15 protein-coding genes are annotated in these 17,774 nt (G+C 69.1%); 10 read left to right on the top strand and 5 right to left on the bottom strand.

Annotation, left to right across the window (positions count from 1 at the left end):
- The first annotated feature begins 296 nt into the window (after positions 1-296).
- Positions 297-1,616 (top strand): IS110 family RNA-guided transposase, encoded by a 1,320-nt coding sequence (locus BUE42_RS21440; RefSeq protein WP_073467352.1) that lies wholly within the window; start codon positions 297-299, stop codon positions 1,614-1,616.
- A gap of 205 nt (positions 1,617-1,821) precedes the next feature.
- Here the strand turns inward: BUE42_RS21440 and BUE42_RS21435 are convergent, their stop codons facing one another.
- The gene (locus BUE42_RS21435; RefSeq protein ID WP_073467324.1) at positions 1,822-2,817 is read right to left on the bottom strand and encodes an isopenicillin N synthase family dioxygenase; all 996 of its coding nucleotides are present in this window, start codon (positions 2,815-2,817) and stop codon (positions 1,822-1,824) included.
- A 7-nt stretch (positions 2,818-2,824) separates the two neighbouring features.
- The gene (tauD, locus tag BUE42_RS21430) at positions 2,825-3,664 is read right to left on the bottom strand and encodes a taurine dioxygenase (RefSeq protein ID WP_073467323.1); all 840 of its coding nucleotides are present in this window, start codon (positions 3,662-3,664) and stop codon (positions 2,825-2,827) included.
- A gap of 260 nt (positions 3,665-3,924) precedes the next feature.
- Between tauD and BUE42_RS21425 the strand changes: the two genes are divergently transcribed.
- The gene (locus BUE42_RS21425; protein ID WP_143171670.1) at positions 3,925-6,351 is read left to right on the top strand and encodes a tetratricopeptide repeat protein; all 2,427 of its coding nucleotides are present in this window, start codon (positions 3,925-3,927) and stop codon (positions 6,349-6,351) included.
- On the opposite strand, the gene tauC is transcribed toward BUE42_RS21425, so the two are convergent.
- From tauC to tauA, 3 genes are read right to left on the bottom strand one after another with little or no spacing between them, the layout of a single operon-like run.
- On the bottom strand, positions 6,352-7,218 hold the full coding sequence (gene tauC / locus BUE42_RS21420) for a taurine ABC transporter permease TauC (RefSeq protein ID WP_083614369.1): 867 nt from the start codon (positions 7,216-7,218) through the stop codon (positions 6,352-6,354).
- Positions 7,219-7,225: 7 nt separating this feature from the next.
- Positions 7,226-8,044, bottom strand: coding sequence for a taurine ABC transporter ATP-binding protein (locus tag BUE42_RS21415; RefSeq protein WP_073467321.1), 819 nt, complete (start codon positions 8,042-8,044; stop codon positions 7,226-7,228).
- Positions 8,045-8,090: 46 nt separating this feature from the next.
- Complete coding sequence (tauA, locus tag BUE42_RS21410; RefSeq protein ID WP_073467320.1) at positions 8,091-9,122, bottom strand: taurine ABC transporter substrate-binding protein; 1,032 nt, start codon at positions 9,120-9,122, stop codon at positions 8,091-8,093.
- A gap of 187 nt (positions 9,123-9,309) precedes the next feature.
- Here tauA and BUE42_RS21405 point away from each other — a divergent pair, with 187 nt between their 5' ends.
- The 8 genes from BUE42_RS21405 (at position 9,310) to BUE42_RS21370 (ending at position 17,757) form a co-directional block, all read left to right on the top strand.
- Positions 9,310-9,792: a rhodanese-like domain-containing protein gene (locus tag BUE42_RS21405; RefSeq protein WP_073467319.1), complete on the top strand. Its 483-nt coding sequence runs from the start codon at positions 9,310-9,312 to the stop codon at positions 9,790-9,792.
- A gap of 2 nt (positions 9,793-9,794) precedes the next feature.
- On the top strand, positions 9,795-10,679 hold the full coding sequence (gene epsC / locus BUE42_RS21400) for a serine O-acetyltransferase EpsC (protein ID WP_073467318.1): 885 nt from the start codon (positions 9,795-9,797) through the stop codon (positions 10,677-10,679).
- A gap of 63 nt (positions 10,680-10,742) precedes the next feature.
- Positions 10,743-11,672, top strand: a complete 930-nt coding sequence (locus BUE42_RS21395; protein ID WP_073467317.1) for a family 2A encapsulin nanocompartment shell protein — start codon at positions 10,743-10,745, stop codon at positions 11,670-11,672.
- A 7-nt stretch (positions 11,673-11,679) separates the two neighbouring features.
- Positions 11,680-13,359, top strand: coding sequence for a family 2A encapsulin nanocompartment cargo protein cysteine desulfurase (locus BUE42_RS21390; RefSeq protein WP_073467316.1), 1,680 nt, complete (start codon positions 11,680-11,682; stop codon positions 13,357-13,359).
- A gap of 117 nt (positions 13,360-13,476) precedes the next feature.
- Entirely contained in the window at positions 13,477-14,850 is a 1,374-nt protein-coding gene (locus BUE42_RS21385; protein WP_073467315.1) for a pyridoxal-phosphate dependent enzyme, read from the top strand.
- Complete coding sequence (locus BUE42_RS21380) at positions 14,847-16,022, top strand: trans-sulfuration enzyme family protein (RefSeq protein WP_073467314.1); 1,176 nt, start codon at positions 14,847-14,849, stop codon at positions 16,020-16,022. Before BUE42_RS21385 ends, BUE42_RS21380 begins: the two co-directional genes overlap by 4 nt.
- A 113-nt stretch (positions 16,023-16,135) precedes the next feature.
- On the top strand, positions 16,136-16,969 hold the full coding sequence (locus BUE42_RS21375; protein WP_073467313.1) for an ABC transporter substrate-binding protein: 834 nt from the start codon (positions 16,136-16,138) through the stop codon (positions 16,967-16,969).
- Positions 16,970-17,061: 92 nt separating this feature from the next.
- Positions 17,062-17,757, top strand: a complete 696-nt coding sequence (locus BUE42_RS21370; RefSeq protein ID WP_073467312.1) for an amino acid ABC transporter permease — start codon at positions 17,062-17,064, stop codon at positions 17,755-17,757.
- The last annotated feature ends 17 nt before the right edge of the window (positions 17,758-17,774 follow it).

The following is a 17,774-nucleotide window of genomic DNA, read 5'->3' as shown; positions in this document are numbered from 1 at the left end:
GCCGTTGAGAGTTTTGAATTCCGTTCGCCCTGAGCACAAGAGGTCCTCGAAGGGACCCGGCGGTTGCAAAGAAACGCTGTGGAGCTAAAAAGGGAACGGCAGCGCCGACAAGACCGATTCTGCAATGGAGCGAGCTCGTGGTGTGAAGGCACCGTGGGTGAGCCCGTCCCTGAGCATGGTCCGGGGTTCGTCGGCGACATTGGTGAGCGGCGTTGAGCCGCATCCCGTTTGAGAGATCGAGTCGATAGCGACGTTTCCCATGGCGCTGCCGTTCAACAACCATGTTGGAGCAGACCATGGCAATGCGCAAGCGAGATGAGGTGTATCCGCAGGCCGCCGGGATTGATGTAGGGGCTTCGCGGCATTGGGTGGCCGTCGGCTCACATGCTGCGAGCGAGCCGGTGCGGGAGTTCGGTCCGACGACCGATGAACTGGACGCACTGGCGGACTGGCTGCTGGCGTGCGAAGTGGATGTGGTGGCGCTGGAATCCACCGGCGTGTACTGGATCCCTCTGTACGAGGTGCTGGAGCGACGGGGGCTGCAGGTATGGCTGGTTGACGCGCGGCAGTTGAGGTACGTGCCCGGGCGCAAGAGCGACGTTCAGGACTGCCAGTGGCTGCAGAAGCTGATGAGCCTGGGGCTGTTGCGTGCCGCATGGCGCCCCTCGGATGGCGTTTGTGTGCTGCGTGCGGTCGCGCGTCAGCGCGAGCTGCTGATCCGAGAGCAGGCGCGCTGGGTGCAGCGCATGCACAAGGCGCTGGTGCAGATGAACATCCAGCTCAGCGAAGTGCTCTCCGACATGATGGGCGTGACCGGTCAAGCGATCGTGCGCGACATCGTGGGCGGCCAGCGAGACCCGCGGGTTCTGGCCAGTCATCGCAACTACCGCGTCAAGGCCGACGAACTCAGCATCGTCAAGGCGTTGACCGGCAATTGGCGGGAAGAGCACCTGTTCGTGCTGGAGCAGGCACTGGGCATGTACGACGATCTCGCACGGCGCGTGAGCCACTGCGAGGCCAAGCTGCAGGCGTTGCTGGCAGGGCTGGCTGATGGTCAGACGGTTCGACTGCAAGGCCCCGCCAAGCGAGCCAAGAACCTGCCACAGTTCGATCTGCGCCAAGCGCTGGCCGACTGGGCCGGCGTGGACCTCACCCGCATCGATGGCCTGGGGGCGAGTGTGGTGCTGACGGTGCTGACGGAGATCGGCACCGACCTCAGTCATTTCGCCAGTGTCAAGCACTTCTGTTCGTGGCTGGGGTTATGTCCGGCCACCAAGATCAGCGGCGGCAAAGTTCTACGCGCGGCGACCCGACGATCGGCCAACCGCGCCCGGCAAGCCCTGAAGATGGCCGCCTTGGCACTCACCCACAGTCGCTCGGCGCTGGGCGCGTTCTACCGGCGACTGTGCACTCGCATGGACGCCCCACGGGCCAACACAGCCGTCGCACACAAGCTCGCGCGCATGGTGTACTTCATGCTCACCCGCGGTGAGACTTACGTCGATCAGGGCCAGCAGCATTACGAAGAGCAGCAGCGCCTGCGCAGTGTTGCCGCACTCAAGCGCCGTGCCGCCGCCCTGGGATTCCAGCTGCAACCTACTATTCAAACCGCATGACAACCCGCCTCGTCATTCCTGTTTCTTGAGAGAGCAGGGACTGAGCCTGTCGAAGGCCCGTCCGTCGAAGGGTTGCAGCCGAAGCGTGCGGGCCTTCGACGAGCTCAGTCCGACCCTTCGACAGGCTCAGGGCGAACGGCGGTGATGCACAGGCTTCGACAGGCTCAGCCCGAACGGAGCCTTTCAGCCGAGTGGTCTCGCCTCGTCACAACACCTGATCCCGCAGCTGCGGAAACACCTTCCCCACCTTCCCCAGCAGGTAGTCCCCATACGTCCCGTCGAACGCATGCGGATTCGCGCGGTCCCAGCGCGTCGCGCTGTCGTCGCCGGCCGGCGGCAGGCCCTCGATGGTCTGCACCCGCGCATCGAAGACCGGGTCGAAGAAGAAGGGGAACGACAGCCGGTCGCGGCCCGAGGTGTTCAGGCGCACGCGGTGCGGCGTCGAGCGGTACAGCCCGCCCGTCATCCGGTCGAGCATGTCGCCGATGTTGCAGACGAAGCTGTGCGGCAGCGGCGGCGCCTCGATCCAGCCCTCGCGCGTCTTGACCTGCAGGCCGCCGACATCGTCCTGGCGCAGCAGCGTCAGCAGCCCGTAGTCGGTGTGCTCGCCGACGCCCCACTGCGCATCGGTGCCCGCCGGCACCGGCCGCGTCGGGTAGTTGAACAGGCGGAACAGGATCAGCGGGTCGGCCGTGCAGCGCTCGGCGAAGTACTCCGGCGGCAGCGCCAGGCTCTGCGCGATGGCGCGCACCACGCGGTGGCCGAGACGGGTCAGCGCCGCCATCGTCGCGAGCAGCGTCTCGCGGAAGCCGGCCAGCGATGGGTGCTCCGGGAACAGGTTGCGCCCATGCACCGGCGTGCGCGCCTGCACGCGCGGATCGTCGTCGCCGAGTTCCTCGCCGAGGTACAGGCCTTCCTTCCAGTCGGGCCGGCCCGAGGTCAGCTCGCCGCCCAGCGGAAAGTAGCCGCGCCACGCCCTGCCGCCGAGCGCCATGCGCCATTGCAGCTTGGTCGGCTCGTCGAGCGCGAAGAAGCGGCGGCTCAGGTCTTCCAGGCGATCCATCAGTGCCTCGTCGACGCCATGGCCGACGACGTAGAAGAAGCCGTGCGCGCGGCAGGCCTCGCCGATCCGCCGCGCCACCTCGGGCTCCGGCGACGCGAGGTCGATCACCGGCACGTGCTGTTGCAGCGACAGCGCCATCACCGCATCAGAACGGTTTGTCGCCCAGCACCGCCGCACGGTGCATCACGCGGCGGTCTGGCAGGTAGTCGGCGGTTGCATAGTGCTGCGTCAGCCGGTTGTCCCAGAAGGCGAGGTCGTGCAGCTTCCAGCGCCAGCGCACCGTGTGCTCCGGCTTCGCGACATGCTCGAACAGCAACCGCAGCAGCGCGTCGCTCTCCTTCGCGGCCAGCTCGACGATGTGCGTCGTGAAGCCTTCGTTGACGAACAGCCCGCGCAGCCCGCTGACCGGGTGCGTGCGGATCACCGGGTGGACCACCGGCGGGTTCTTCGCGCGCGCTTCGTCCCAGCGCACGCGCTCGTCGGGCGTGCGGGCGAAGCGGTGTGCGGGAAAGGACTTCACCATGTCGTGCTCTGCCGTGAGGCCATCGAGCATACGCCGCAGCGGCGCCGACAGGCTCTCGAAGGCCGCGATGCCGCTCGCCCACAGCGTGTCGCCGCCCGACGGCGGCAGCAGCCGCGCCGACAGCAGCGCGCCCATCGGCGGCGTCTCGATGAAGGTGACGTCGGTGTGCCAGTTGTCGTTGTCCGGCAGGTTCTTCGCGTCGGTGTCGAGCACGATGATCTCGGGCACCTCGGCCACGTGCGGGTAGATCGGGTAGATGTGCAAGCCGCCGAAGCGCGCGGCGAGGTCGCGCTGCTGCTGCGGCGTGACCGGCTGGTTCTCGAAGAACAGCACGTGGTGGCGCAACAGAGCGCCCAGCAGCTTGTCGTGCGCGGCGTCGCCGAGCGGATCGCGCAGGTCGATGCCGGACACCAGCGCGCCGATCGCCGGGCCGAGCGCTTGCAGGGTGAGGGAGGTGCTCATCGGCCGCCACCGTAGACACGGCACCGTGCGCCGTCAACGAAGGAATTCGTTGCTGCATATCGGCTTTTCGCACAGGCATGCATTCGAATCACGCTCCCTCCGAAGGGCTGGTGGAGCTTCGCGCCCGGCCCGCTAGACTGCCCGCGCAAGCAAGAACATCGAGAGAGAGGAGCGCGCATGCAGGACTCACCCGACGCGGGCGCCGTCGCCGTCATGTCGCCTCCCGGACATCCTTTGCGCGCCTTGAGCTGAGACCGTCCATGCCTTCCTTGTTTTCCGGCGTCGTCCTCCTCTTCTGCCTGGGCCTCTGGATCACGCCCGCAGCCGCAGTGACGCCGCTCGCAGCACTCGACCTCCAGGAGCTGGTCGTCGACGCACGTGCCTCCGCCGACGGCAAGCGATTCGTCGTCGTGTCACAGCATGCCGATGGGAAGGGCGCGACCCTTCGCATCCTCGATGCCACGGACCCGGCGCAGCTGCGCGAATCGGGCACGCTGGACCTGCCCTCTCCGGCGGCGATGGCGCTGTCCGCCGACGGCCGCAACGCGTTGTTCGTCGTGACCGGGCCGCCCGGCAACCACCAGACCGCGATCGACCACGAGGTCATTGCGGTCGACCTCACCACGCCCATCCAGCCGCGCGTGCGCTGGCGCGAGCACTACCTCGCGCGCAACCTGGTGCTGGCAGCACAGGCCGGTCGCTTCGCTTACACCCGACCGGGGTCCGGCAAGCCCGATGAATGGGAAACGGCCGTGGTCTCGGCCGACGACCGCCACACCCTGCGGGTCATCGCACATGACCGGTACGACGCCGTGAGCGTGCTGTCGCCGCAAGGCGGCTTCCTCGCCCGCACGTCCTACGGCAGCTTGAGCCTGTGGGACCTCGACTCTCCAGACGACGCCCGCGAAGAAAGCTCGGACGGACCCGGTGGCCGCTTTGCGCGCGGATGCATCCACGCCGTGCTCGACTCCGGCCACATCGTGGTCCCCGACGGCCGGACGCGCCGTATCGGCATCTACGCACCCGGCGCCGGGTTGCCACGGGTCGCGGCCCTTCGCGTCGATTCGATGCCGCTCGGCTGCCGCCCGCTGAACGATGCTCGAAGCGACAGCGTGCTCTCGTTCGCCGGCGAATCGGGCCGGGTGCTCGATCTCGGGCTGCCGGGCACGCCATCGCCGGGTGTTCGCGGCGAGTGGCAACTGCCGGCGGGCTTCAGCCCCCGGGCCGCCGTCGGCAACGTGGTACTGGCCGCGCGCTGGAAGCCCGCGCAACTGCGCCTGTTCCGACTCGATGCCGTCCCGCTCGCGCCGGTGGACTGGCGTCCGCTGGAACTGGCGCACCAGGCGGCGCTCCAGGACCTTCGCGCCAGGATGCCGACGGCCCTGTTCTCGCGCCAGTGGACGGCCCTCGAACGACTTGAAGAAGCCGGCATCGCCGAGGCCGTGTCGGCTCCCGTCGCCGAGCTGCCACCCCGGCGTGCGGCGGCCATCCTGAACGACTACGGGTTCCTGCTGGCCAGGACCAACCGGTCGTCGTACCGGGCGCAAGCCGCGCTGCACCGCGCGATCGCGCTGGACCCGGGCCGGGCGCTGGCCCACCTGAACCTCGCTGATGTCCTCCGCGCCGACCTCGGCACGTTCGCAGGCGCGGGCGGCGACGTCGGGTCGCGCAATAAGGAGATCGCGTCGCACTATCGCGCCTACCTCGCCGCAGGCGGTCCGCCGACGGCGGCGTCGACCTCGTTCCTGCGTGACGACCCGGCCGGCGGCATCCGCGAGACGTGCCCCCGCATCGCCGCCTGGGCGAACGCGGGCCGCCTGAAGGAGCTGGTGTCCGGCGTCGGCGTGGACGTGCCGTGGGGCACCCGGCGGGTCGACCTGCTCTTCTCGCTGCAGGGAACCGCCCACGTGCCGATGATCGACGTGTCCGATGCAGTCACCGACCAGGTCGTCACGGAGGAACAGCTGGACATCAAGTCCGGGCTGTTGAATGGCGAGGGGGGTGGCGACGATCTGGGCCTGCTGACGCTGGACGGCCGCCACCACATCCTCCACCACCGCGGCTTGCGGCAACCGATCGAGACGTTCTCGATGGATGGGGAACAGGACGGAAGCGACGATTGCCGGTTCACCATGACCACGAAGGAAACGGTGGGCGCACAGGCGAGCGAACCGCAACTGTGCAAGGCCTTGCAGGATCCCGACTCCGTGCCCGACATCGACTTCGACGAGAAGGCATCGGTGCCCCCGGCCGCCCTGAAGGAGCGCTGGCCGTGGACCGAGATCGACGGCACGGCGATGCTGGCCTTCGCCAACGCCGGAAGGCCGGTTCGCGTGGCCAGGCTGAGCATGTCCAGCAGCGCCGGCGCAGGTTGTGAGGCCACCTTCTACGAGACGCTCGACGACGACGCCACGGTGTTGCGCCCCGGGCCCGACCGCGACCTGCTGATGGCGCTGCAGGAGGCGCAGGCCGATACCCGCTATCCGGTGACCTGCGGCAACCAGGCGCGCTTCTTCGAGCATCGGAGCCGGGTCTACTTCGAGACGAAGCCTTACGCTTGGCCTCTGCAGCAGGCGGGCGATGAGTACCACCGCGTCGCGACAGTCCGCAGCGGCAAGGTGCTCGACATCTGCCGCTTCCGCTTCACCAGCACGACGACAGGCCGGCCGAGCGGCATGCCGAGGTGATCAACCCCGCCCCTGCCACGGCACCAGCCGCCGCTGCAGCGCCCGCAGGCCCAGCTCCAGCCCGAACGCGATCAGCGCGATCGTGAAGATGCCGAGCAGCACGATGTCGGTCGCCAGGAACTGCGCGGCCGACTGCACCATGAAGCCCAGCCCGCGCGTTGCGGCGACCAGCTCGGCCGCGACCAGCGTCGACCAGCCGACCCCCAGCCCGACGCGCAGCCCGGTCAGGATCTCGGGCAGCGCCGTCGGCAGCACCACGTGGCGCAGCAGCTGCCAGCGGGTCGCGCCGAAGGATTGCGCGGCGCGCCGGCGCGTCTCGTCGACCTGGTGCACGCCGGTCGCGGTCGCGATCACCAGCGGCGCGAAGATCGCAAGCGTGATCAGCAGCACCTTCGACAACTCGCCGATGCCGAACCAGATCACGATCAACGGCAGGTAGGCGAGCGGCGGCACCGGCCGGTAGAACTCGATCAGCGGATCGAACACGCCGCGCGCGGTGGGCGACAGGCCCATCCACAGGCCGAGCGGGATCGCCGTGAACACCGCGATGGCCAACGCCAGCGCCACACGCGCCAGGCTCGCGCCGGCGTGCTGCCACAGCGTGGCATCCAGGTAGCCCTCGCCGGCCACGCGCAGGAACTTCTCCCACACCGCGGCGGGCGGCGGCAGGAACAGCGGCTCGATCCAGCGCGCAGCCGTCACCGCCTGCCATGCGGCCAGCAGCACCAGCACGCTCAGCAGGCTGACCACGACGGGGCGCGACCACAGCGGGGCCGTGGCCTCGATCGCGGCCGGCCGCTTCACGGAGTCGTCCAGCTCGGCAGGCTGCGTCAGCACACGCACGGTCATCGGAGAGATCGCATCCATGGCCGGCTCAGTGCAGCGCTTCGCTCAGTGTGTCGCCCAGTGCGTCGTCCTGCGCGAACACCGCGCCCAGCACCTCTTCGCGCACCGCGACGAACTCGGGCAGCGACTTGATCGCCCGCGCCGCCTCGCCCTGCGCATGGCGGCGGCCGAAGTCGAGCGCACGGTGCGTCACGATGCGCGCCGGCCGGCGCGACAGCACGACCAGGTCGGTCGCGAGGAACACCGCCTCCTCGACGCCATGCGTCACCAGCACGATGGTCTTGCCGGTGGCCTGCCACACCTTCAGCAGCAGCTCCTGCATGCGCTCGCGCGTCAGCGCATCGAGCGCGCCGAAGGGTTCGTCCATCAGCAGCACCTCGGGGTCGGCGGCCAGTGCACGCGCGATGCCGACGCGCTGGCGCATGCCGCCCGACAGCTCCCACACCGGCCGCGACTCGAAGCCCTCGAGCCCGACCAGCGCGAGCAGCCCGCGCGCCCTGTCCTCGCGCGCGGCGCGGCCCCCACCGCGCAGGCGCAAGGGCAGGGCGACATTGCTCAGCACATCGAGCCAGGGCAGCAGCGCGTCGTCCTGGAACACGACGCCGCGGTCCGCGCCCGGCCCGGTGATCGGCCGGCCCGACACCGACGCCCGCCCGCCGCTCGGCGTCACGAACCCGGCGATCACGTTCAACAGGCTGGACTTGCCGCAACCCGAAGGCCCCAGCAGCACCGCCAGCGCGCCTTGCGGCACCTGCCAGCTGATGGCGTCCAGCACGGGGGTGTTCACAGCCGTGGCCGAGCCTGCAGCACCCCGGTACCCTACAGTGACCGCCTGCAGTTCGACCACGGCGTGAACTCCTTCGTGTCTTGTTGATGTGGCTTGTGGTGGCGTGTCAGCGCGCCGCCGCGACGGCCTGGTCCGAGGCCTTGGCCGCGGCCTGCACATGCTTCACGCTCACATAGCTGCCGTAATCGGCCAGCACCTTGTCGACCTTGCCCTGCTCCTTCAGGAACTTCGCGGTGTCGGTCAACGCCTTCACGGTGCCTCCGCCCAACAGTGCGGGTGAGGCTTGCTCCGCCAACGTCGGGAACTTCGAGCCGGCCAGCAGTTCGGGCACGTCAGCCGCGGCGGCGCCGGTCAGCTTGACGATCTTGTCGACGTTGGCTTGGTTCGCGACGAAGGCCTTCGCATCCTTGCGGTAGGCCGCATAGGCCTCGCCGGTGATGCGCACGAACTGCGCGACGAACTCCGGGTTCTTCTGCGCGAAGTCGCGACGCACGATCCACGCATCGAAGGTCGGCGCGCCCCAGGTCGCCACCTCGGCCGAGCTGGTCAGCAGCTTGCCGTTTTCCTTGATCTTGCCGAGTGCCGGATCCCACACGTAGGCTGCGTCGATGTCGCCACGCTGCCAGGCCGCAGTGATCTCGGTCGGGCGCAGGTTGATGATGCTGACCTTCTTCGCATCGATGCCCCAGTGCTTCAGCGCGGCCAGCAGGCTGTAGTGCGTGGTCGACACGAAGGGCACGGCGATCTTCTTGCCGACCAGGTCGGCCGGCTTCGCGATGCCCGAGCCGTTGCGCACCACCAGCGCCTCGGCGCTGCCGATCTCGGCGGCCACCAGGATGGTCTCGATCGGCAGCTCGCGGCTGGCCGCGGCGGCCAGCGGGCTGGAGCCGACGTAGCCGATCTGGATGTCACCCGACGCGACGGCGGTGATGACTTCAGAGCCGCTCTCGAACTTGCGCCATTCGATGGCTTGGCCGGTGGCTTTCTCGTACAGGCCGTCGGCCTGCGCGACCTTGGCCGGTTCGACGACGGTCTGGTAGGCGATGCGGACTTGCGCGAAGGCCGAGCCCGCGGTGGCGAACAGGCCGAGCGCGATGGCCAGGGCCTGGACGATGGAAGCGCGACGCGTGTTTGTCATGGTTCTCCTCCTCGGTGACTGCAAGGCCTGCACGGTACGGCGCGGCCCGTGCCGGACGAACGAAGGTTTTCGGATGTGCTCATGCGGCGCCTGACGCGGGCAGATATCGAAGCGCGCTTTTCTTCGTTCGCCGGCGCAATTGGTGGCGATAGCCTTCATCGACCCTGATCCATGAAGGAGACCTCCGATGTCCGCAGTGCTTGCTGCCGCAGTTCTCACCGAATTCCCCCGCGCCACCGTGCTCGAAGAAGCCCGCCAGCGCGCCCGTGACGGCAAGCTGCCGTTCGCCGGCAGCCTGTCGCCGACCGATGCCTGGGCGCTGACGCGCAGCGGCCAGGCCGTGCTGGTCGACGTGCGCACCGCCGAGGAGCGCAAGTTCGTCGGCCACGTCGCCGAGAGCGTGCACGTGCCCTGGGCCACCGGCACCAGCCTGACGCGCAACCCGCGCTTCGTGCGCGAACTCGAGGCCAAGGTCGCCAAGCCCGCCGTCGTGCTGCTGCTGTGCCGCAGCGGCAAGCGCTCGGCGGCGGCGGCCGAGGCGGCCACCAAGGCCGGCTTCGCGCAGGCCTTCAACGTCAGCGAAGGTTTCGAAGGCGAGCTGAATGCGCAGGGCCAGCGCGGCCACGACGACGGCTGGCGCTTCCACGGCCTGCCGTGGATCCAGGATTAGTCATGTCGGCATCCGCCTTCGACGTGGCCGAGGTCGTCGCCGGCCTGCGCGCCGCGCGCACCCGCTGGCGCGAGTCGCAACAACGCCAGCGCGAACCCGGTGGGCGTGAACTGCCGTCGCGCGAAGCGCTGCAGGGCATCGTCGAATCGCTGCGCGGCGTGCTGTTCCCGATGCGCCTCGGCCCGCCCGACCTGCGCCAGGACAGCGAGGACTGGTACATCGGCCACACGCTCGACACGCTGCTGCATGCGCTGTGCGCGCAGGTGCGGCTCGAGCTGCGCCACGCCGGCCGGCACGAGGTCGATGCCGACGACCTGGTGCGCCGCTTCGCCGCGTCGCTGCCTGCGATCCGCGGCCTGCTCGACAGCGACGTGCTGGCCGCCTTCCAGGGCGACCCGGCCGCGCGCAGCGTCGACGAGGTGCTGCTGTGCTACCCCGGCATCGACGCGATGGTGCACCACCGCGTCGCGCACCGGCTGTACGAGCTGGGCGTGCCGCTGCTGGCGCGCATCGTCGCCGAGCTGGCGCACGGCCGCACCGGCATCGACATCCACCCGGGCGCGACCATCGGTGCCGGCTTCTTCATCGACCACGGCACCGGCGTCGTGATCGGCGAGACCGCGGTGATCGGCGAACGGGTGCGCGTCTACCAGGCGGTGACGCTGGGCGCGAAGCGCTTCCCCACCGACGACGGCAAGATCCGCAAGGGCCTCGCACGCCACCCGCAGGTGGAGGACGACGTGGTGATCTACGCCGGCGCGACGCTGCTCGGCCGCATCGTGATCGGCCGCGGCTCGACCATCGGCGGCAACGTCTGGGTGACCGACGACGTGCCGCCGGGCAGCAACGTGACGCAGGCCAGCGCGCGCCAGGACCGCCGCCCGTGAGCGCCTGAAGTTTTTCCCCATGGCGCAATGCGCCGTCTCTTTTCGTCCCTCCCAGGAGTTTCCATGGCTGACACCCAGCAACCGCTGGCCCTTGGCGATCACGCCGCCCGGCAACTTGCCAACGCGACCAAGACCGCGCCGACGCTCGCGACGCTGACGCCGCGCTGGCTGACGCACCTGTTGCAGTGGGTCCCGGTCGAGGCCGGCATCTACCGCCTGAACACCGTCAAGAATCCGCAGGACGTGCTGGTCGCCTGTTCGTCGCAGCGCGACGAGGGCGAGCTGCCCAGCACCTACGTCGACTACGACGAGCAGCCGCGCGAGTACTTCCTGAACGCGGTCAGCACCGTGCTGGACGTGCACACCCGCATCTCCGACCTGTACAGCAGCCCGCACGACCAGATCAAGGAGCAGCTGCGCCTGACGATCGAGACCATCAAGGAGCGGCAGGAGAGCGAGCTGATCAACAACCCGGACTACGGGCTGCTCGCGAGCGTGGCCGACGAACAGCGCGTGTTCCCGCTGACCGGCGCGCCGACCCCCGACGACCTGGACGAGCTGCTGAGCAAGGTCTGGAAGGAGCCGGCCTTCTTCCTGACGCACCCGCTCGCGATCGCCGCATTCGGCCGCGAATGCACCCGCCGCGGCGTGCCGCCGCCGACCGTGAGCCTGTTCGGCTCGCAGTTCATCACCTGGCGCGGCATCCCGCTGATCCCGTCCGACAAGGTGCCGGTGGCCGACGGCAAGAGCAAGATCCTGCTGCTGCGCGTCGGCGAGAAGCGCCAGGGCGTCGTCGGGCTGTACCAGCCGGGCCTCGCCGGCGAGCAGAGCCCGGGGCTGTCGGTGCGCTTCATGGGCATCAACCGCAACGCGATCTCGTCGTACCTGATCTCGCTGTACTGCTCGCTCGCGGTGCAGGTGCCTGACGCGCTGGCCGTGCTCGAGGACGTCGAGATCGGCAAGTTCCACGAGTATCCGGACACCTACAAGTGACGCGCAGATGAGCACGATTGACGCGTTCGACCCGGCCGCGATCGCGAAGCTGGCGGGGGAACTCTTCGCGAACTGGCCTGGGGCGGTGCCTTCGTCGGTTCCGTCATCGGTGCCCTCGGTGCCGGCCAACGCGCACCCGGCCGGCTTCACGCCGCCGCCGGGCAGCACCGGCCCGGCCACGCCGAACGTACAGCCGCTGACGGCGGCCGTGCCCGGCAGCAACCTGCTGCCGAGTTCGCCGCAGCACCCGGCGGCGCTGGCCGCGCAGCTGCCGTCATCGCTGCCGCATGCGCCGGCCGGCAACGGCGTGCCCGACCTGGGCTACACCGCGGCACCGGCCTGGGACGGCCGCTTCGGCAGCTCGGCCGCCGGGGTCGCTCCAGCCTCGCCGTCGTTCTATTTCCTCGAGTCGCCGCGCCACCCGGGCCAGCGCGCGCTGGGTGAGCCATCGCATGCGGCACCGGTGAAGCCGGCCTTCGACGTCAACGCGGTGCGGCGCGACTTCCCGATCCTGCAGGAGCGCGTCAACGGCCGGCCGCTGGTCTGGTTCGACAACGCCGCGACCACGCAGAAGCCGCAATCGGTGATCGACCGCATCAGCACCTTCTACGAGCACGAGAACTCGAACATCCACCGCGCGGCGCACGAGCTGGCCGCGCGCGCGACCGATGCGTACGAAGGCGCGCGCAAGACGGTGCAGCGCTTCCTCGGCGCGGCGTCGGTCGACGAGATCGTGTTCGTGCGCGGCACCACCGAGGCGATCAACCTGGTGGCCAAGAGCTGGGGCGCGAAGCACATCGGCGCCGGCGACGAGATCATCGTCTCGCACCTGGAGCACCACGCGAACATCGTGCCGTGGCAGCAGCTCGCCACCGAGAAGGGCGCGGTGTTGCGGGTGATCCCGGTCGACGACCGCGGGCAGCTGAAGCTCGACGAGTACCGCAAGCTGCTCGGGTCGAAGACCAAGCTGGTGGCGGTGACGCAGGTGTCGAACGCGCTCGGCACGGTGGTGCCCGTGCAGGAGATCGTGGCGCTCGCCCACGCGGCCGGCGCGAAGGCGCTGGTCGACGGCGCGCAGTCGGTGTCGCACATGCGGGTCGACGTGCGCGCGATCGACGCCGACTTCTTCGTGTTCTCCGGCCACAAGCTGTTCGGCCCGACCGGCATCGGCGTGCTGTACGGCAAGAAGGAGATCCTGGAGGACATGCCGCCGTGGCAGGGCGGCGGCAACATGATCGCCGACGTCACCTTCGAGAAGACCGTGTACCACGGCGCGCCGACGCGCTTCGAGGCCGGCACCGGCAACATCGCCGATGCGGTCGGGCTGGGGGCCGCGATCGACTACGTGCAGCGGCTCGGACTGGACGCCATCGCGCAGTACGAGCACGCGCTGCTCGGCTACGCGACGCATGCATTGCAGCCGATCCCCGGCGTGCGGCTGGTCGGCACGGCCGAGGACAAGGCGAGCGTGTTGTCGTTCGTGCTCGACGGGTATTCGACGGAGCAGGTCGGGCAGGCGCTGAACCGCGAGGGCATCGCGGTGCGCACCGGCCACCATTGCGCGCAGCCGATCCTGCGCCGCTTCGGGCTCGAGGCGACGGTGCGGCCGTCGCTGGCGTTCTACAACACCTGCGAGGAAGTGGACAGGTTCATCGCGGTGATCCGACAGCTCGCGAACAAGCGCTGACCCGTAGCCCGGATGCCAATCCGGGTTCTCCTCGACGACATGCATCCCGGATTAGCATCCGGGCTACGGGCGCGTGCTCACGAGGCGCGCGGCTTCACTCATTCAGGAGACAAGCCCATGAACGCGACCACCCACCCCGCCGTGCTCGACCTGATCGGCAACACGCCGCTCGTGCGCGTCACGCGCCTCGACACCGGCCCGTGCACGCTGCTGCTGAAGCTCGAATCGCAGAACCCCGGCGGCTCGATCAAGGACCGCATCGGCGTCTCGATGATCGAGGCCGCCGAGCGCGACGGCCTGCTGCAGCCCGGCGGCACCGTCGTCGAGGCGACCGCCGGCAACACCGGCCTGGGCCTCGCCCTCGTCGCACGCGCGAAGGGCTATCGCGTCGTGCTGGTCGTGCCCGACAAGATGTCGACCGAGAAGGTGCTGCACCTGAAGGCGCTCGGCGCCGAGGTGCACACGACGCGCTCCGATGTCGGCAAGGGCCACCCGGCCTATTACCAGGACTACGCGGCGCGCCTCGCGAAGGAGATCCCCAACTCGTTCTTCGCCGACCAGTTCAACAACCCGAACAACCCGCTCGCGCACGAGCGCGGCACCGGCCCGGAGCTCTGGGAACAGAGCGGCCACGACCTCGACGCGATCGTCGTCGGCGTCGGCTCGTCGGGCACGCTGACCGGGCTGACGCGCTACTTCCGCGGCGTGCAGCCGAAGCTCGAGTTCGTGCTCGCCGACCCGGTGGGTTCGATCCTCGCCGACCAGGTGCTGACCGGCACGCACGGTGCGGCCGGCTCCTGGGCGGTCGAAGGCATCGGCGAAGACTTCATCCCGCCGATCGCCGACCTGTCCGGCATCAAGCACGCGTACTCGATCTCGGACGAAGAGAGCTTTGCCACCTCGCGCGAGCTGTTGCGCGCCGAAGGCCTGATGGCCGGCTCATCGACCGGCACGCTGCTGGCCACCGCGCTGCGCTTCTGCCGCGCGCAGACCAAGCCACTGCGCGTCGCCACCTTCGTGTGCGACACCGGCACGCGCTACCTGTCGAAGGTCTACAACGACAGCTGGATGATCGACGAGGGCCTGCTCGCCCGTACGCAGTACGGCGACCTGCGCGACATCGTCGCGCGCCGGCCCGACGAAGGCAGCGTCGTCAGCGTGACGCCCGACGACACGCTGCTGACCGCGTTCCAGCGCATGCGGCTGGCCGACGTGTCGCAGCTGCCGGTGCTCGACGGCGCGCGGCTGGCCGGCGTCATCGACGAATCCGACGTGCTGATGCAGCTGCAGGGCGACCCGGACCACTACGTCAACACCGTCAGCTCGGCGATGAGCACCGCGCTGGAGACGCTGCGGCCCGGCTCGAGCATCGCCGCGCTGCGCCAGGTGCTGGACCGCGGCCTGGTCGCGATCGTCGCCGACGGCGATACATTCCACGGCCTGATCACCCGCTTCGATCTTCTGAACCACCTCCGCAAGGCACGCCGATGAGCTCCAAGGACACCCACCAGTTCGCGACCCGTGCGATCCACGCCGGCCAGTCGCCCGACCCGACGACCGGCGCGATCATGCCGCCGATCTACGCCACCTCGACCTATGTGCAGCAGAGCCCCGGCGTGCACAAGGGGCTGGACTACGGCCGCTCGCACAACCCGACGCGCTGGGCGCTGGAGCGCTGCGTCGCCGACCTCGAAGGCGGCACGCGCGCGTTCGCGTTCGCGTCTGGCCTGGCCGCCATCTCGACCACGCTGGAATTGCTGGACGCCGGCGCCCACATCATCGCGAGCGACGACCTGTACGGCGGCACCTTCCGGCTGTTCGACAAGGTGCGCACGCGCAGTGCCGGGCACCGCTTCAGCTTCGTCGACCTGTCGGACCCGCAGGCGTTGCGCGCCGCGATCCGGCCCGAGACGAAGATGGTCTGGGTCGAGACGCCGAGCAACCCGATGCTGAAGCTGACCGACCTGGAGGCCATCGCCCGCATCGCGCACGAGCACGGCCTGCTGGCGGCGGCCGACAACACCTTCGCGAGTCCCTACGTGCAGCGCCCGCTGGAGCACGGCTTCGACGTGGTCGTGCATTCGAGCACCAAGTACCTCAATGGCCACTCCGACGTGATCGGTGGCGTCGCGGTGGTCGGCCAGCGCGCCGAAGCGGCGGGCCATGCCGAGCGCCTGGGCTTCCTGCAGAACGCGGTCGGCGCGATCGCCGGGCCGTTCGACAGCTTCCTGACGCTGCGCGGCGTGAAGACGCTCGCGTTGCGCATGCAACGCCATTCGGAGAACGCCTTCGCGCTCGCGCAGTGGCTGGAGCGCCATCCGAAGGTCGCGCGCGTGCATTACCCGGGCCTCGAATCGCACCCGCAGCATGCGCTCGCGAAGCGCCAGATGAACGGCTTCGGCGGCATGGTGTCGGTCACGCTGAAGACCGACCTGGCCGGCTCGCGCCGCTTCCTCGAGGCCTGCGAAGTGTTCTCGCTGGCCGAGAGCCTGGGCGGCGTCGAGAGCCTGATCGAACACCCGGCGCTGATGACGCACGCGACGATTCCCCCCGAGCAGCGCGCGCAGCTGGGCATCGGCGATGCACTGGTGCGGCTGAGCGTCGGCGTCGAGGACCTGGCCGACCAGCGTGCCGATCTCGAAGGCGCGCTGGCCCGCATCTGAGGCAGGCATCTAACCGACACGCCTTTGCTTATCCGGATTCAGTCGTTCGCGGATCGGCCGGCCTTGGTTAGTCTGCGGGCCTTGATTCCAACAACATGCTGAAGAGAACCTCCATGCAAAAACGCCTGTTCCTGTCCACGCTGGTCGCGGCCGCCGCCGCGGTGTTCTCGGTCGGCGCCCACGCCGACCAGCTCGCCGACATCCAGAAGAAGGGCGAGATCGTCATCGGCGTGCTCGGCACCGACGAGCCGAACAGCTTCGTCGACCCGAAGACCCGCGACGTGGTCGGCTACGAGGTCGACATCGGCCGTGCGATCGCTGCCAAGCTGGGCGTGAAGCCGGTGTTCAAGCAGCTCGCCGTGGCCGCGCGCATCCCCGAGCTGCAACAAGGCCGGGTCGACCTGCTGGCCGCGTCGCTGACGCACAACAAGGAGCGCGAGGCGCTGATCGACTTCTCGCTGACCACCTTCGTGACCGGCCAGAAGGTGCTGGTGAAGAAGGACAGCGGCATCTCGCAGCTGTCGCAGCTCGCCGGCAAGAAGGTGCTGACCGTCAAGGGCGGCACGCAGGAGCCGAACATCCGCAAGGCGGTGCCGACCGTCGACGTCGTGACCTTCGAGACCACGCAGCAGGCGTTCCTCGCGCTGCAGCAGGGCAAGGGCATCGGCTACGTCAACGACGAGGCTTCGCTGATCGACGACTTCGGCAAGCTCGGCCCGGCTGCGAAGAACTACCTGATCATTCCGCAGAGCATCAGCACCGAGGCGCTGGCGCTGGGCATCCGCAAGGGCGAGGCCGGCGTGAAGGGCGTCGTCGACGGCGTGCTGCGCGACCTGGAGAAGTCGGGTGACGCCGACAAGCTGTTCCAGAAGTGGTACGGGCCGAACACGCGGCTGAAGTTCCAGAGCCGGGACTTCAAGTTTGTGTCCGACAAAATTGACGGCTAACGGCCTGCGCTCGCCGATCCGTTTCGTCTGACGCGATACTCGCGTGCCTCGCCCTCTCACGGGGGCGAGGCACTTTGCTGTTGGGCTTCCCTGTGCTCTCCTTTGACTTCTCCCTGCTGCTCTCCGGCCAGTACCACGATGCGCTGGTGGCCGGCTTCGTGCTGTCGCTGCAACTGACGGCCGTGACGCTGGTGCTGGCCGTGCCGCTGGCGACCACGGTCGCGATGCTGCGGCTGTCGCCGTCGCGGCTGCTGCGCGCGCTCGGCGTCTCGTACGTCGAGGCGATCCGCAACGTGCCGCTGCTCGCGCACATGCTGTTCTGGTACTTCGGCGCGCCCGAGATGCTGCCCGAGGCGCTGAAGCAGCGCCTGTACGCCACCAACATCGAGGCGATCAGCGCGGTCGCGGCGCTGACGCTCTACACCGCCGCCTACATGGCCGAGGACATCCGCAGCGGCATCCGCGCGGTGCCGCCGGGGCAGATGGAGGCGAGCCGCGCGCTCGGCCTCGGCTTCCTGCAGTCGATGCAGCTGGTGATCCTGCCGCAGGCGGTGCGCATCACCGTGCCGCCGCTGATCTCGCAGACGCTGAACCTGTGGAAGAACACCAGCATCGCGACCGTGATCGGCGTGGCCGAGATGATGTACCGCGCGGCGCAGGTCGAATCAGCCACCTTCCGCAGCGTCGAGGCCTTCGCGTTCGCGACCGCGGCCTACCTGACGATCTCGCTCACCATCACCGGCCTGGCGAGCTGGTACCAGCACCGATACCCGGTGCGCTCGCGTTGAAGCCGCGTTGAGAACAC

This window comes from Rhizobacter sp. OV335 (genome assembly GCF_900142965.1).
Classification (GTDB): domain Bacteria; phylum Pseudomonadota; class Gammaproteobacteria; order Burkholderiales; family Burkholderiaceae_C; genus Rhizobacter.
The sequence above is the reverse complement of the archived record's forward strand: the minus strand, read 5'-3'. Positions and strand labels throughout refer to the sequence as shown.